Annotated in this window: 20 protein-coding genes and 1 pseudogene; all 21 read left to right on the plus strand. The window is 66.8% G+C overall.

Going from position 1 to position 15,127, the window contains the following annotated elements; genetic code table 11:
- The first annotated feature begins 40 nt into the window (after positions 1–40).
- The 21 genes and pseudogenes from rplN to HNQ73_RS01165 all read left to right on the plus strand — a co-directional run bounded on the left by rplN (position 41) and on the right by HNQ73_RS01165 (position 15,035).
- Positions 41–409, plus strand: coding sequence for a 50S ribosomal protein L14 (gene rplN, locus HNQ73_RS01065; protein ID WP_027317113.1), 369 nt, complete (start codon positions 41–43; stop codon positions 407–409).
- A complete protein-coding gene (rplX, locus tag HNQ73_RS01070; protein WP_183331392.1) occupies positions 409–726 on the plus strand; it encodes a 50S ribosomal protein L24 in 318 nt (105 codons plus the stop codon). Before rplN ends, rplX begins: the two co-directional genes overlap by 1 nt.
- Positions 719–1,294, plus strand: a complete 576-nt coding sequence (rplE, locus tag HNQ73_RS01075; protein ID WP_183331394.1) for a 50S ribosomal protein L5 — start codon at positions 719–721, stop codon at positions 1,292–1,294. The genes rplX and rplE overlap by 8 nt, the downstream gene beginning before the upstream one ends.
- Positions 1,295–1,331: 37 nt before the next feature.
- Entirely contained in the window at positions 1,332–1,637 is a 306-nt protein-coding gene (gene rpsN, locus HNQ73_RS01080) for a 30S ribosomal protein S14 (protein WP_183331397.1), read from the plus strand.
- Between the two features lie 10 nt (positions 1,638–1,647).
- Positions 1,648–2,046 carry a 30S ribosomal protein S8 gene (rpsH, locus tag HNQ73_RS01085; protein ID WP_183331399.1) on the plus strand — a complete coding sequence of 133 codons (399 nt, stop codon included), beginning with the start codon at positions 1,648–1,650 and terminating at the stop codon, positions 2,044–2,046.
- A gap of 36 nt (positions 2,047–2,082) precedes the next feature.
- Complete coding sequence (rplF, locus tag HNQ73_RS01090) at positions 2,083–2,616, plus strand: 50S ribosomal protein L6 (protein WP_183331401.1); 534 nt, start codon at positions 2,083–2,085, stop codon at positions 2,614–2,616.
- A gap of 12 nt (positions 2,617–2,628) precedes the next feature.
- Positions 2,629–2,991, plus strand: coding sequence for a 50S ribosomal protein L18 (rplR, locus tag HNQ73_RS01095; protein ID WP_183331403.1), 363 nt, complete (start codon positions 2,629–2,631; stop codon positions 2,989–2,991).
- Positions 2,992–3,223: 232 nt separating this feature from the next.
- Entirely contained in the window at positions 3,224–3,787 is a 564-nt protein-coding gene (gene rpsE, locus HNQ73_RS01100) for a 30S ribosomal protein S5 (RefSeq protein WP_183331405.1), read from the plus strand.
- A gap of 14 nt (positions 3,788–3,801) precedes the next feature.
- Positions 3,802–4,002, plus strand: a complete 201-nt coding sequence (rpmD, locus tag HNQ73_RS01105) for a 50S ribosomal protein L30 (protein WP_183331407.1) — start codon at positions 3,802–3,804, stop codon at positions 4,000–4,002.
- 13 nt (positions 4,003–4,015) lie between these two features.
- Positions 4,016–4,509, plus strand: a pseudogene (gene rplO, locus HNQ73_RS01110) (50S ribosomal protein L15).
- Between the two features lie 68 nt (positions 4,510–4,577).
- Positions 4,578–5,912, plus strand: a complete 1,335-nt coding sequence (secY, locus tag HNQ73_RS01115; RefSeq protein WP_183331411.1) for a preprotein translocase subunit SecY — start codon at positions 4,578–4,580, stop codon at positions 5,910–5,912.
- A complete protein-coding gene (locus HNQ73_RS01120) occupies positions 5,909–6,493 on the plus strand; it encodes an adenylate kinase (RefSeq protein ID WP_183331413.1) in 585 nt (194 codons plus the stop codon). The genes secY and HNQ73_RS01120 overlap by 4 nt, the downstream gene beginning before the upstream one ends.
- A gap of 198 nt (positions 6,494–6,691) precedes the next feature.
- Positions 6,692–7,060 carry a 30S ribosomal protein S13 gene (gene rpsM / locus HNQ73_RS01125; protein ID WP_183331415.1) on the plus strand — a complete coding sequence of 123 codons (369 nt, stop codon included), beginning with the start codon at positions 6,692–6,694 and terminating at the stop codon, positions 7,058–7,060.
- 99 nt (positions 7,061–7,159) lie between these two features.
- Positions 7,160–7,549 (plus strand): 30S ribosomal protein S11, encoded by a 390-nt coding sequence (gene rpsK, locus HNQ73_RS01130; RefSeq protein ID WP_183331417.1) that lies wholly within the window; start codon positions 7,160–7,162, stop codon positions 7,547–7,549.
- Positions 7,550–7,643: 94 nt separating this feature from the next.
- Positions 7,644–8,660 carry a DNA-directed RNA polymerase subunit alpha gene (locus HNQ73_RS01135; protein ID WP_183331419.1) on the plus strand — a complete coding sequence of 339 codons (1,017 nt, stop codon included), beginning with the start codon at positions 7,644–7,646 and terminating at the stop codon, positions 8,658–8,660.
- 124 nt (positions 8,661–8,784) lie between these two features.
- Positions 8,785–9,210 carry a 50S ribosomal protein L17 gene (rplQ, locus tag HNQ73_RS01140; RefSeq protein WP_183331421.1) on the plus strand — a complete coding sequence of 142 codons (426 nt, stop codon included), beginning with the start codon at positions 8,785–8,787 and terminating at the stop codon, positions 9,208–9,210.
- A 192-nt stretch (positions 9,211–9,402) separates the two neighbouring features.
- Complete coding sequence (locus tag HNQ73_RS01145) at positions 9,403–10,806, plus strand: DegQ family serine endoprotease (protein ID WP_183331423.1); 1,404 nt, start codon at positions 9,403–9,405, stop codon at positions 10,804–10,806.
- Between the two features lie 8 nt (positions 10,807–10,814).
- Positions 10,815–12,122, plus strand: coding sequence for a replication-associated recombination protein A (locus HNQ73_RS01150; protein ID WP_183331425.1), 1,308 nt, complete (start codon positions 10,815–10,817; stop codon positions 12,120–12,122).
- Positions 12,123–12,195: 73 nt separating this feature from the next.
- A complete protein-coding gene (locus HNQ73_RS01155; protein ID WP_183331427.1) occupies positions 12,196–13,461 on the plus strand; it encodes an RluA family pseudouridine synthase in 1,266 nt (421 codons plus the stop codon).
- A gap of 2 nt (positions 13,462–13,463) precedes the next feature.
- On the plus strand, positions 13,464–14,144 hold the full coding sequence (locus tag HNQ73_RS01160) for an HAD-IA family hydrolase (protein WP_183331429.1): 681 nt from the start codon (positions 13,464–13,466) through the stop codon (positions 14,142–14,144).
- 99 nt (positions 14,145–14,243) lie between these two features.
- On the plus strand, positions 14,244–15,035 hold the full coding sequence (locus HNQ73_RS01165; RefSeq protein ID WP_183331431.1) for an ATP12 family chaperone protein: 792 nt from the start codon (positions 14,244–14,246) through the stop codon (positions 15,033–15,035).
- Positions 15,036–15,127: the final 92 nt, after the last annotated feature.

Here is a 15,127-nt window from a genome sequence, read left to right on the forward strand (position 1 = left end):
CGAGCCGGAAACCGCTTGAGACAGAGAAAGGATCGTTGCCATGATCCAGATGCAAACCAATCTCGACGTCGCCGACAACTCCGGCGCACGTCGCGTGATGTGCATCAAGGTTCTGGGTGGGTCGAAGCGTAAGTATGCGAGCGTCGGCGACATCATCGTCGTCTCGGTGAAGGAAGCCATCCCGCGCGGGCGCGTGAAGAAGGGCGACGTCATGAAGGCTGTCGTCGTGCGCACCGCCAAGGACATCCGCCGCCCCGACGGGTCGGTCATCCGCTTCGACCGTAACGCGGCCGTTCTGATCAACAACCAGAAGGAGCCGGTGGGCACCCGTATCTTCGGCCCCGTGCCGCGTGAGCTGCGCGCGAAGAACCACATGAAGATCATTTCGCTGGCGCCCGAGGTGCTGTGATGGCTGCGAAGATCAAGAAGGGCGACAAGGTCGTCGTGCTCGCCGGCCGCGACAAGGGCCGCACCGGCGAGGTCGTCCGCGTTCTGCCGAAGGAGGAGCGCGCGCTCGTCCGTGGCATTAACATCGTCAAGCGCCATCAGCGTCAGACGGCGAATCAGGAGGGCGGCATCATCTCCAAGGAGCTGCCGATTCACCTGTCCAACCTCGCCGTGGCCGATCCCAAGGACGGCAAGCCGACCCGTGTCGGTTTCAAGGTGCTCGAGGACGGGCGCAAGGTTCGGTTCGCCAAGCGCTCGGGAGATCTGATCGATGGCTGAGACGGCGAAGATTGACGCGGCCTCCTACACGCCGCGGTTGAAGAAGCATTATGAAGAGGTCGTGCGGCCGAAGCTCATCGAGGAGTTCGGCTACAAGAACCCGATGCAGGTTCCGGCCATCGAGAAGATCGTGATCAACATGGGCGTCGGCGAGTCGGTCAACGACTCCAAGAAGGCGTCCGTGGCGGCCGAGGATCTCGCCCTCATCGCCGGCCAGAAGCCGGTGATCACCCGGGCCCGCAAGGCCATTGCGGGCTTCAAGGTGCGTGAGAACATGCCGCTCGGCTGCAAGGTCACCCTGCGCAAGGCCCGCATGTATGAGTTCATCGACCGGCTCATCACGGTGGCCCTGCCGCGCGTGCGTGACTTCCGCGGTCTCAACCCCAAGTCGTTCGACGGTCGTGGCAACTTTGCCCTCGGCATCAAGGAGCACCTGGTGTTCCCCGAGATCAACTACGACAAGACCGAGCAGATCTGGGGCATGGACATCATCGTCTGCACGACGGCCAAGACCGACGAGGAGGCGCGTGCTCTCCTCAAGCACTTCAACTTCCCGTTCCGGCAGTGAGAGCCATTTCTCTCAAACGCGGACACCGGAGATAGACATGGCGAAGAAGAGTTCAATCGAGAAGAACAAGCGGCGCGAGCGGCTTGTGAAGAAGTATGCGGGGCGGCGCGCGCGCCTGCTCGCCATCGCCAACGACGAGACGAAGTCGATGGAGGAGCGCTTCGAGGCGCGCCTGAAGCTGGCGGAGCTCCCGCGCAACGCGAATCCCACGCGCCTTCGCAATCGCTGCGAGGTGACGGGGCGTCCGCGCGCTTACTACCGCAAGCTCAAGATGTCGCGTGTCGCGCTGCGCGAGCTTGGGTCCAAGGGGCTGATCCCCGGCCTGGTCAAGTCGAGCTGGTAAGGAGGCCCCCATGGCAATCAATGATCCGCTCGGCGATATGCTGACCCGCATCCGCAACGCGCAGATGCGCCGCCGCAGCAAGGTGACCACGCCTGGTTCCAAGCTGCGTGCGCGCGTTCTCGACGTGTTGCAGGCCGAGGGCTACATCCGTGGCTATTCGACGACCGAGTACGGCAACGGCCGTACGGAGTTCGAGATCGAGCTGAAGTACTACGACGGCGAGCCGGTCATCCGCTCGATCGAGCGTGTGTCCAAGCCCGGCCGTCGCGTCTATGCCTCGGTCGAAACCATGCCGCGCGTGGCCGATGGCCTCGGCATCACCATTCTCTCGACGCCGCGTGGGGTTATGGCCGACCACCTGGCGCGCGAGGCGAACGTGGGCGGCGAAGTGCTCTGCAAGGTCTTCTGATCTTCAGGGCACGGACAAGAACCACGGAGAGGCCAAATGTCTCGTATCGGTAAGAAGCCTGTTGTGGTGCCGTCCGGCGTGACGGCCAACGTCGATGGCCAGACGGTGAAGGTGAAGGGCGCCAAGGGCGAGCTCGCCTTCATCGTTCCCGACGACGTCGTCGTCGCCCTGGAGGATGGGGCTATCAAGGTCCAGCCGCGCGACGATTCCAAGCGCGCACGTGCCCTGTGGGGCATGTCGCGGTCGCAGCTTGCGAACATTATCGAGGGCGTGTCGAAGGGCTTCGAGAAGAAGCTCGAGATTAACGGCGTCGGTTACAAGGCGGCCGTTGCCGGCAAGGTGCTGAAGCTGTCGCTCGGCTACAGCCACGACATCGACTTCGAGATTCCGCAGGGCATCACGATCGCGACGCCGAAGCCGACGGAGATCGTCGTTGGCGGCATCGACAAGCAGAAGGTCGGTCAGACCGCTTCGGAGATCCGCAAGTTGCGCGGCCCCGAGCCCTACAAGGGCAAGGGCGTGAAGTATGTGGATGAGTTCATCTTCCGCAAGGAAGGCAAGAAGAAGTAAGGAGCGGATGAGATGGGCAAGCACCTCAACGCGACCGAGCGCCGCCAGGCGCGCGTGCGTCGCGCGATCCGCGCCGCCGCCAACGGCCGCCCTCGGCTGAGCGTTTTCCGGTCGTCGAAGCAGATCTACGCGCAGATCATCGACGACAAGGCCGGCCGCACGTTGGTTTCGGCCTCGACGCTCGAGAAGGAGATGCGTGAGAAGCTGAGGACGGGAGCGACGGTCGAGGCCGCCGCTGCCGTCGGCAAGCTGATCGCCGAGCGTGCCGTCAAGGCCGGCGTGAAGGACGTCGTGTTCGACCGTGGCCGGTACATCTACCACGGCCGCGTGAAGGCTCTGGCCGAGGCGGCCCGCGAGGGTGGCCTCAACTTCTGAGCCGCAGATTCAAGGGGCGGGCGGAGCGTCAGGACGACGCTTCGCCCGTTTCCGTCGCCTGAGCGGCCTCTGAAACGCAAAGGTGCGCAGCCGCTTTTGCGTTTCAGAGTCTGGTTGGGCTCTTGTCATCGGCCCTTGCGCATTGCATGTGTGTCCCACATCGCAGGCACGAGTCAGCCGTAGGTGGCATGTTTTGCGAGCGGAGCCGCCCCGCGTCAGTTGAGAAGAAGATATGGCTAGAGAACGTCAATCGCGTGAGCGCGAGGAGCGCGACAGCGAGTTCGTGGATCGCCTGGTCCACATCAATCGCGTCGCCAAGGTTGTAAAGGGCGGTCGCCGCTTCGGCTTCGCCGCCCTCGTCGTCGTCGGTGACCAGAAGGGTCGCGTGGGTTTCGGCCACGGCAAGGCCCGCGAGGTGCCGGAGGCCATTCGGAAGGCCACGGATGCCGCCAAGCGCAGCATGATCCGCGTGCCGCTGAAGGAAGGTCGCACCCTGCATCACGACGTCGCCGGGCGCTGGGGCGCCGGCCGCGTGATTCTGCGTGCCGCCCCGCCCGGTACCGGCATCATCGCCGGCGGCCCCATGCGTGCCGTTTTCGAGACGCTCGGCATGCACGATGTCGTCGCGAAGTCGCTCGGCTCGTCGAACCCGTACAACCTCGTGCGGGCCACCTTCGACGCGCTGAAGCGCGAGGACAGCCCGCGTGCGGTCGCTGCCCGCCGCGGCGTCAAGGTGTCCACCCTCCAGGCCCGTCGTCGCGATGGCGATGCCGAGGCCGCTGGCGCCGACGCGTGAGAGGAGGGCAGGTGATGACCGCGAAGAAGACCGGCAAGACCATCACCGTCGAGCAGATCGGCAGCCCGGTGCGCCGTCCCGGCGTGCAGCGCAAGACGCTGATCGGCCTCGGCCTCAACAAGCTCCATCGCCGCTCGACCCTCGAGGACACGCCCGCCGTGCGCGGCATGATCGCGAGCGTCAAGCACCTCGTGCGCGTCGTCGACGAGCAGTGAGGAGGGAAGACCCATGAAACTCACTGACATTCGCGATAACCAGGGCGCGACCAAGAAGCGCATGCGTATCGGCCGGGGCATCGGCTCGGGCAAGGGCAAGACCGGCGGGCGTGGCGTCAAGGGCCAGACCTCTCGCTCGGGCGTCCGCATCAAGGGCTTCGAGGGTGGCCAGATGCCGCTCTACCGGCGCTTGCCGAAGCGCGGCTTCTGGAACCCCTTCTCGCGTGATCTCAACGAGGTCAACGTGGGCCGGATCCAGGCGGCGATCGATGCGGGCAAGCTCGACGCCTCCGCCCCGGTCACGGTCGAGGCGCTCGTCGCAGCCGGCGTCTGCGCCCGCGCGCGCGACGGCGTGAAGATCCTGGGCCAGGGCGAACTCACCGCCAAGCTGGTGTTTGAGGTTGCGGGCGCTTCCAAAAGCGCCATCTCGGCCATCGAGAAGGCCGGTGGTTCGGTGAAGATTCTCTCGCAGCCCGTGGCGGAAGCGTGAGCTGGATCCCACTTTAGCAAGGTGCGGCGGCTGGAGACTTCTCCGGCCGCCGTGTCCGTGAGGGGATCGTAGGGGAAAAAGCGACATGGCATCGGCAGCTGAACAGCTCGCAGCGAATCTGAATTTCGGGGCCTTGGCCAAGGCCGAGGAACTCAAGAAGCGGATCTGGTTCACGCTTGCCGCCCTCGTCGTCTACCGTCTCGGCACCTACATCCCGCTGCCGGGGATCGATCCCAACGCCGTCGCGGACATCTTCCGGCAGGCGCAGGCCGGTGTGCTCGGCCTCTTCAACATGTTCGCCGGTGGCGCGGTGGGCCGCATGGCCATCTTCGCGCTCAACATCATGCCGTACATCTCGGCATCGATCATCGTGCAGCTTCTGACGAGCGTCGTGCCGTCGCTCGAGGCCCTCAAGAAGGAGGGTGAGCAGGGCCGCAAGGTGATCAACCAGTACACGCGGTATCTGACCGTCGTCCTTGCCGTCTTCCAGGCCTACGGCATCGCGATCGGCCTTGAGAGTTCGGGCAATGTCGTGCTCGAGCCCGGCATGTTTTTCCGCATCTCGACGGTGATCACGCTGACGGGCGGCACCATGTTTCTGATGTGGCTGGGCGAGCAGATCACCTCGCGCGGTATCGGCAACGGCACCTCGCTCATCATCTTCGCCGGTATTGTCGCCGAGCTGCCATCGGCTGTCGTCGGCACGCTGGAGCTTGGCCGGCAGGGCGCGGTCTCGACGGGCCTCATCCTCGGCGTGCTCGTGATGGCGGTTGCCGTCATCGCCTTCATCGTTTTCATGGAGCGCGCCCAGCGTCGGCTGCTGATCAACTATCCGAAGCGGCAGGTCGGCAACCGGATGTATGAGGGGCAGACGTCGTTCCTGCCTCTCAAGCTCAACACTGCCGGCGTCATTCCACCGATCTTCGCGTCCTCGCTGCTGCTGCTGCCGACGACCGTCGCGACCTTCACGCAGGACCAGGGCACCGGTTTTCTCGCGACCCTCTCCGCCTACATCGGCCATGGCCGGCCGCTGTACATGGTCCTTTACGTCGCGCTGATCATCTTCTTCGCATTCTTTTACACGGCCATCGTCTTCAATCCGGCGGAGACCGCCGACAATCTCAAGAAGCACGGTGGCTTCATTCCGGGCATCCGTCCGGGCGAGCGCACCGCTGAGTATATCGACACGGTCCTGACGCGCATCACGGTGATCGGCGCGGCCTATCTGGCGCTGATCTGCCTCATTCCGGAGATTCTCATCTCCTATGCCGCATTGCCGTTCTATTTCGGTGGCACATCGCTCCTGATCGTTGTTAGCGTGACCATGGATACGGTCGCGCAGGTGCATGGGCATCTTCTCGCTCACCAGTACGAAGGGCTGGTGAAGAAGGCCAAGTTGCGGGGGGCAAGGCGCAAATGAGGCTCATTCTGTTGGGGCCACCAGGGGCAGGCAAGGGGACGCAGGCCAAGCGGCTGGTGGCGCGCTACGGCATTCCGCAACTTTCAACGGGCGACATGCTGCGCGCCGCCGTCGAGGCCGGCACGCCGATCGGCCTGAAGGCGCGGGCGGTGATGGACGCCGGGCAGCTCGTTTCCGACGACATCGTCATCGGCATTGTCGCCGAGCGTCTGGAGCAGCCGGACGCCCGCAAGGGCTTCATCCTTGATGGCTTCCCGCGCACCGTGGCGCAGGCCAAGGCGCTCGATGCGCTGCTCGAGAGCAAGGGCCTCAAGCTCGACGCGGTGGTCGAGCTCAAGGTCAACCAGGAAGAGCTCGTCGGCCGTATCGTGAAGCGGGCGGAGGAGGCGAGAGCCCGCGGCGAGCCCGTGCGCAAGGACGACGACCCGGAGATCTTCAAGACCCGGCTTGATGCCTACAACCGCGATACTGCCGTCGTTGCGCCCTACTATGCCGAGCGGGGCCAGCTCTCCGTGATTGACGGCATGCAGGACATCGAGAAGGTTTCGGCGGACATCGAGCGCGTGCTCGACGGCGCGTGAAGAGAGTTTCGTGGGCGGGTTGACTTTGCCGTCACAAGGCGGTAGTGGACGCCCCCTACGTTCAAGAGCGATGCTGCTTCCTCTGCGTGAGGAGGCGGTGTCGCTTGTCTTATTGAACGCCTGCAAGGGCCGGGCTCCACCGGACGCAGGTAAAACCACACCCGGTCGGGCTTTCCGGCCGGCCACATGGAGACGGCAATGGCCCGTATCGCTGGTGTAAATATCCCGACGAACAAGCGCGTCGTCATCGCGCTGCAGTACATCCATGGCATCGGCCCGAAGAACGCGGGCGAGATCTGCCAGAAGGTCGGCATCCCGCCGGAGCGTCGCGTCAACGAGCTGACCGACCAGGAGGTGCTGCAGATTCGTGAGACGATCGACCGCGACTATCTCGTCGAGGGTGATCTGCGCCGCGAAGTGTCGATGAACATCAAGCGGCTCATGGATCTTGGCTGCTACCGCGGCCTGCGCCATCGCCGCAACCTGCCGGTCCGTGGCCAGCGCACGCATACGAACGCGCGCACCCGCAAGGGGAAGGCTAAGCCGATCGCCGGCAAGAAGAAGTAATGTTGCGGGTCCGCCTCGTGCGGGCTCGTGTCGTGCGTCCCTCCGGGGACATCATCCCGAGCGCCTGGCATGACGGGCGCGCTTGAAGGATCCTGACGAATGGCAAGAGAAGCCACCCGCGTTCGCCGCCGTGAACGCAAGAACATCGTGTCGGGCGTCGCTCACGTGAACGCCTCGTTCAACAACACGATGATCACCATCACCGACGCGCAGGGCAACACGATCTCGTGGTCGTCCGCTGGCGCCATGGGCTTCAAGGGCTCGCGCAAGTCGACCCCCTATGCGGCCCAGGTCGCTGCCGAGGATGCCGCGCGCAAGGCGGCCGAGCACGGCATGCGCACGCTCGAGGTCGAGGTTTCCGGTCCGGGTTCGGGCCGTGAGTCTGCCCTGCGCGCGCTTCAGGCTGCGGGTTTCACGATCACGTCGATCCGGGACGTGACGCCGATCCCGCACAACGGCTGCCGCCCGCGCAAGCGCCGGCGCGTCTGATGCCCGCCGGTGCGGCCCCTGCGGCCGCGCCGCGCCCGTAGCGGGCAGGCCACCGTGCCCCGCCCGACGTTTGAGACACGCATGAGGTGCGGTCGTGATCCAGAAGAACTGGCAAGAGCTCATCAAGCCGAGCAAGCTCGAGGTGTCGCCCGGTGACGATGCCAGGCGCGTGGCGACGATTGTCGCCGAGCCGCTGGAGCGCGGTTTCGGCCTGACGCTCGGCAACGCGCTTCGGCGCGTGCTGCTGTCGTCGCTGCAGGGCGCGGCGGTGACGGCCGTGCACATCGATGGCGTCCTGCATGAATTCTCGTCCATCCCCGGTGTGCGGGAGGACGTGACGGACATCGTGCTCAACATCAAGACCATCGCGGTCAAGATGCAGGGCGACGGTCCCAAGCGCATGACGCTGCGCAAGCAGGGCCCCGGCGTGGTGACGGCGGGCGACATTGCGACGGTTGGCGACGTGGAGATCCTCAACCCCGAGCTGCCGCTGTGCACGCTCGACGACGGGGCTGAGATCCGCATGGAGTTTACCGTTAACACGGGCAAGGGCTACGTGGCGGCCGAGCATAACCGGCCGGAGGATGCGCCGATCGGCCTCATCGCCGTCGACAGCCTCTACAGCCCCGTCAAGAAGGTGTCGTACCGCGTGGAGAACACGCGCGAGGGCCAGATCCTCGACTACGACAAGCTCACGATGACGGTGGAGACGAATGGCGCGGTGACTCCGGAGGACGCGGTGGCCTATGCTGCCCGCATCCTCCAGGACCAGCTGGCGGTGTTCGTCAACTTCGAGGAGCCCCGCCGCGAGGAGACGGCCGTCTCCACGCCGCAGCTGCCCTTCAACCCGGCGCTGCTCAAGAAGGTGGACGAACTCGAGCTCTCCGTTCGTTCGGCCAACTGCCTCAAGAACGACAACATCGTCTACATCGGCGACCTCATCCAGAAGACGGAAGCCGAGATGCTGCGCACGCCGAACTTCGGCCGCAAGTCGCTCAACGAGATCAAGGAAGTGCTCGCCTCCATGGGGCTGCACCTCGGCATGGAAGTGAGCGGCTGGCCGCCGGACAACATCGAAGAGCTCGCCAAGCGCTTCGAAGAGCACTACTGAGTTTCGGCCCGGCGGTCCGCTGCCGGGCTTCTGCGCGGCGGTGAACGCCAGCCGCGTCCGACCGACAGAAGCAACAAGAGACGGCCGTACCTTGGCACGGCGGCCGTAAGATAAGGAGAGAGCCATGCGTCACGGTTACGCGCATCGTCGTTTCAACCGCACGTCCGAGCACCGCAAGGCGATGTTCGCCAACATGGCCTGCGCGCTGATCAAGCACGAGCAGATCATCACCACGCTGCCGAAGGCGAAGGATCTGCGCCCGGTGGTCGAGAAGCTCGTCACCCTCGGCAAGCGGGGCGACCTGCACGCCCGTCGTCAGGCGATCGCGCAGATCCGTGACGTCGCGCTGGTCAGGAAGCTCTTCGACGTGCTCGCCCCGCGCTACAAGGACCGCAACGGCGGCTACACCCGCGTGCTGAAGGCGGGCTTCCGCTATGGCGACAACGCTCCGATGGCCGTGATCGAGTTCGTCGATCGCGATGTCGACGCCAAGGGCCAGGACTCGGGTCCGACGCAGAAGGAAGAGGTGATCGAGGCGGGCGAGAAGTAAGCCTCGCGTCATCGGCATCAGGAGGGCGGCTTCGGCCGCCCTTTTGTTTTGGGCCGTCGGGCTCCCGCGCAAACGTGACGGGGGCAGACGGATCGCGAAGAGCGGCCCCGCTTTGCGCGCAATCGCTTGGGAAACTATATCTGCCACGGAAACCTTTCGATCCGTCCACGGCAGCACAGCGAGACACCATCGATGCACCGTTTGCTTGTCATTCCCGCCCTTGTCTCGGCCCTCGTGGCAGCGGGGCCGGCGCCGGCGCAGGAGCGCCAGGTGCCCGCCGACAGGGCACAGGTGCAGCTCTCGCTCGCGCCAGTCGTCAAGCGGGCGGCGCCGAGCGTCGTCAACGTCTACGGCGCGCGCGTTGAGAAGCGGCCGTCCAATCCCTTCTTCGATGACCCGTTCTTCCGCCGCTTCTTCGGCGACAACGGCTTCGGCGTGCCGCGCGAGCGGGTGCAGCGCTCGCTCGGCTCGGGCGTGATCGTCGACCCATCCGGCCTTGTCGTCACCAACAACCATGTCATCGAGGGTATGACGGAGGTGAAGGTGGCGCTGGCCGACCGGCGCGAGTTCGCGGCCGAGATCGTGCTGCGCGACCCGCGGACGGACCTCGCCGTGCTTCGCATCGCGGAGAAGGGGCCGTTCCCGGCGCTCAGCTTCGGCGATTCCGACGGGCTGGAGGTCGGCGACTTCGTCATCGCCATTGGCAACCCGTTTGGCGTGGGACAGACGGTGACGCAGGGAATCGTCTCGGCGCTTGCCCGCACCCAGGTCGGCATCAGCGACTTCCAGTCGTTCATCCAGACGGATGCCGCGATCAACCCCGGCAACTCGGGCGGGGCGCTCGTCAACATGCGGGGCGAGCTCGTCGGCATCAATACGGCGATCTTCTCCCGTTCCGGCGGCAGCCACGGCATCGGTTTCGCCATTCCCTCGGCCATGGTGCGCGTCGTCGTCGAATCGGCGCGCAACGGCGGGGCGGCCGTGCGTCGGCCCTGGTTTGGTGCGCGGCTTCAGCAGGTCACCAGCGATATCGCGGAGAGCCTCGGCCTGCCGCGCCCGGCGGGTGCGCTCGTTGCCTCGGTGGATGAGCGCGGGCCGGCGGCAAAGGCGGGGCTGCGGCGCGGCGACCTCATCACTGCCGTCGGCGGGCAGCAGATCGACGATCCGGATGCGTTCGGCTACCGCTTCGCGACGCGGCCGATCGGCGGCACTGTACCGGTGACAGTGCTGCGCGGCGGCAGGGAGATCACCCTGACGGTCGCGCTCTCCACCGCGCCGGAGGATCCGCCCCGCGATCCGGTGAAGATCGGCGGACGCACGCCCCTGACGGGCATCACGGCGATCAATCTTTCTCCGGCGGTTATCGAGGAGTTCTATCTCGAGGATGCGGACAGCGGCGTCGTCGTGGCGGAGCTCGTGGAAGGCAGCCCGGCGGCGCAGTTCGGCTTCCAGAAGGGCGACATCATTCTGGCCGTCAACGGCGTGCGGATCGAGACATCCCGCGATCTCGCGCAGGCGACGAACCGGCGCACCCGCTACTGGGAGCTGACAATCAATCGCAAGGGCCAGGTGTTCACCACCGTGCTCGGGGGCTGAGCGGGGCCATGAGCGATCTCTTCGGGGCTGCGGGGCTGGACAGGCAGGCGCCGCGGCCGCTTGCCGACCGGCTGCGGCCGCAGCGCCTAGCCGACGTTGTGGGGCAGGACCATCTCGTGGGGCCGGACGGGGCTCTGACGCGTCTCCTGCGGTCCGGATCTGTGGGCTCGCTCATCTTCTGGGGGCCGCCGGGCACCGGCAAGACGACGGTCGCGCGGCTGCTCGCTGGCGAGACGAAGCTCGTCTTCGAGCCGATGTCGGCCATCTTCTCCGGCGTGGCAGATCTCAAGAAGGCCTTCGATACGGCGCGCGGCCGCCGGGCGGCGGGGCAGGGCACCCTGCTCTTCGTCGACGAGATCCACCGCTTCAACCGGGCGCAGCTCGACGCCTTCCTGCCGGTGATGGAGGACGGCACCATCACGCTCGTCGGGGCGACGACGGAAAATCCCTCCTTCGCGCTGAACGCCGCCCTCCTCTCCCGCGCTCGGGTGATGACCTTCAAGGCGCTCGACGACGAGGCGCTCCTGAAGCTCCTCGCAAGGGCGGAGGAGATTGAGGGTAGGCCCCTGCCGCTCGACGAGGGGGCGCGGCTGTCGCTCGTGCGCATGGCCGACGGGGACGGGCGCGCCTCCCTGACCTTGGCGGAGGAGGTCTGGCGCGCGGCGGGCGAGGGTGAGGTCTTCGATGCCGCCAAGCTGCAGGAGATCGTGCAGCGGCGGGCGCCCATCTACGACAAGTCGCAGGATGGGCACTACAACCTCATCTCCGCCCTGCACAAGACGATCCGCGGCTCGGACCCGGACGCTGCGCTCTATTATCTCGCCCGCATGCTGGACGCCGGCGAGGACCCGCTGTTCATCGCGCGCCGGCTGGTGCGCATGGCGGTGGAGGACATCGGCCTCGCCGATCCGCAGGCCCTCGTGGTCGCCAACGCGGCGAAGGAGGCCTACGACTTCCTCGGCTCGCCGGAGGGGGAGCTGGCCCTGGCGCAGGCCGCGATCTATCTCGCCACGGCCCCGAAGTCGAACGCCGCCTATGTGGCCTTCAAGGCCGCGAGCCGCGTTGCCAAGGAGGCGGGCTCGCTCATGCCGCCGATGACCATCCTCAATGCGCCGACGCGCTTCATGAAGAACGAGGGCTACGGCCAGGGATACCGCTATGACCACGATGAGCCCGATGCCTTCTCGGGACAGGACTACTGGCCGGAGAAGCTCGGGCGCCAGCACTTCTACGAGCCCGTGGAGCGCGGCTTCGAACGCGAGATTCGCAAGCGGCTGGACTGGTGGGAGAAGCTGAGGGCCGAGCGGCGGCGGTGACTTTCGCTGCCGAAAAGGCTATCGACGGGGCCGGGCGCGACGTCCCGGGCCCGGCTGTCATTCGGAGCATAGCATGAAGCACACGAGATCCGGCTCCGGCGGCTCAGGCCCGCGCGCCGGTGCGCCCACGCGGAGCGGCCGCAGGCCGGGACGTGCCGGGCAGCAGGCGGCTCAGGGCGCAGGCAAGGCCAAAGGCGCGGGCAAGGGGCCCGCGCGCAGCGTGCGCGGTCTCGATGGCACCAAGGCGACGCCTGCCAAGGCCCCGCGCGCGGCTGCGCTTGCGGCCCCGCCCGGGGCCGGGACGAAGGCTGCCGCCAAGGCAGCAGCGACCGAGACGCTCGTGACCGGCGTCCAGACCCTGATCGTTGCACCCGACGAGGCGGGCATGCGCCTCGACCGCTTTCTTGTCGCCCGCTTTCCGCAGCTCGCCTTCACCCACATCCAGCGCATCGTGCGCAAGGGCGAGCTGCGCGTCGACATGAAGCGCGCCAAGCCGAACGACCGGCTCGAGGCAGGCCAGAGCGTGCGCGTGCCGCCACTCAGGCTCGAGGAGAATAAGCCTGCCGCCCGCACGCCGGCGAAGGACCAGAGCGACGCGGCTTTCCTCAAGTCCATCACGCTCTACGAGGACAAGGACGTCCTCGTGCTCAACAAGCCCATGGGGCTCGCCGTGCAGGGCGGTTCCGGCACCACGCGCCATGTCGACGGTATGCTGGAGGCCCTGCGTGACGCCGACGGGCAGAAGCCGCGCCTCGTGCACCGGCTCGACAAGGACACGGCCGGCTGCCTCGTCGTCGCCAAGACGCGCTTTGCTGCGACGACGCTCGCCAAGTCATTCCGCTCGCGCTCGGCCCGCAAGATCTACTGGGCGCTCGTCGCCGGCGTGCCGAGGGTTCGGCAGGGGCGCATCTCGACCTATCTCGCGAAGGAGGAGGCGGGCGACGGCGACGCCCGCATGCGCGTCGCCCAGCACGGGGAGGAGGGCGCGAGCCACGCCGTGACCTATTACGCCGTGGTGGATACGGCGGCGCAGAAGCTCGCCTGGCTCTCGCTGAAGCCGGTGACGGGCCGCACGCACCAGCTGCGCGCGCACACGGCGCATATCGGCCACCCCATCGTCGGCGATCCGAAATATTTCAACGTCGAGAACTGGGAGCTGCCGGGCGGCATCCAGAACCGCCTGCACCTGCTGGCGCGGCGCATCGTCATTCCGCATCCGCGCACGGGCAAGCCCATCGACGTGACGGCGCCGCTGCCGCCGCACATGCAGCAGTCGTGGAACCTGCTCGGCTTCGACACGAGCGGCTACGATCCGATTGTCGAGGCACCGGAGGACTAGGAGTGCGCTTCCTCGTCTTCGACATAGACGGCACGCTGGTGGACAGCCAGAACCTGCTCGTTGCCGCGCAGGAGGCGACCTTTGCGGCCCACGGCCTGCCGCCGCCGAGCCGGGAGCGGGTGCTGTCGGTGGTCGGCCTGTCGTTGGCGGAGACCTTTCGGGTGCTGGCCGGGCCGGAGGGCCCGCATGCCGCGCTGGAGGCGACCTATCGCGCCACCTTTGCGCGGCTCGTTGCCGAGCCGTCCCTGGCCTCGCAGCTCTTTCCGGGCGTCGATGCCCTGCTGCGTGATCTTGCGGCGCGGGACAATCATTTCCTCGGCATTGCCACCGGCAAGTCGCAGCGCGGCGTGCGGCGGCTGTTCGAGGCCCACGGCTGGCATACGCTGTTCGCGAGCGTACAAACCGCGGACGATGCGCCGTCGAAGCCTCATCCGGCCATGCTGGAGCAGGCGATGGGAGAGGTGGGGGCGACGCCTGGGCAGACCGTCATGATCGGTGACAGCACCTTCGACATGCAGATGGCGCGGGCGGCGGGCTGCCGCGCCGTTGGCGTCGCCTGGGGCTACTGCAAGGTCGATGCCCTGCGGGCGGCTGGCGCGCAGCTGATTGTGGAGTCGGTTGAGGAACTTGCGGCTGTTCTTGCTGAAACCGATTCAACCGTGGGCCTCGGCGCGGTGCCCTGACTGGCGGCTGCAGCGCCGATTCCGCTTTCGACTCGAAGCCATTGACGGCGAATCGTTTCCGCCGTCGCCGCGGGGGCCTCTTCATGCTAAGGACGCGCCATGCGTGACGAACTGACCATCGACTGGTTCCCGAAGGAAGGCGAGGCCGTGCGCGACCCCATGCGGGCGGCCCAGCAGTCCATGAAGGCGCACCTGCCGCGCCGCTTCTACAAGGAAGCGGCGGTGGAGGAGCGCGCGGAGGGCTTCGTTCTGCTGCTCGACGGGCGTCCGGCCCGCACCCCGGGCAAGGCCCTGCTGGCCCTGCCGACGCAGGCGGCGGGCGAGGCCGTGGCGGCGGAATGGGCCGCACAGGGGGAGCACATCGATCCGGCCGCGATGCCGCTCACGCGCATCGCCAATTCGGCCATCGACGGGGTGTCGCGGGAGATGGAGGCGGTGGCGGCCGATGTCGTCAAATACGCCGGTTCGGACCTGCTATGTTACCGCGCCGAGGGGCCGGAGCGCCTCGTCGCGCGTCAGCAGCAGATCTGGGATCCCATTCTCGCCTGGGTGCGGGAGGCGCTTGGGGCGCGCTTTGTGCTGGCCGAGGGAGTGATGTTTGTGGCCCAGCCCGAGGCCTCGCTCGCGGCCGTGGCTGCGGCTGTTGCCCGCTTCGACCGCCCGATGGCGCTCGCCGCGCTGCACGTGCTGACGACGCTGAGCGGCTCGGCGCTCATTGCGCTCGCCGTTGCGCTGGACCACCTGACGCCGGAGGCCGCGTGGCTCGCGGCGCATGTCGACGAGGACGTGCAGATGGAGATCTGGGGTGAGGACCAGGAGGCCCTTGAGCGTCGGGCGGCGCGCTGGCGTGAGTTTGCCGCTGCCGCGCAGATGCTGCGGGCCCTCGCTTGACAGGAACCTGCCGCATCCGGGCTTGCGCCTATCCGCCTACCGTATCGGTTCCTGCGGCCCGGCCGGCGTGTTAAGCACGCAGCAAGAGGGAA

The sequence above is a fragment of the Chelatococcus composti genome (assembly GCF_014201415.1).
Lineage (GTDB): Bacteria > Pseudomonadota > Alphaproteobacteria > Rhizobiales > Beijerinckiaceae > Chelatococcus_A > Chelatococcus_A composti.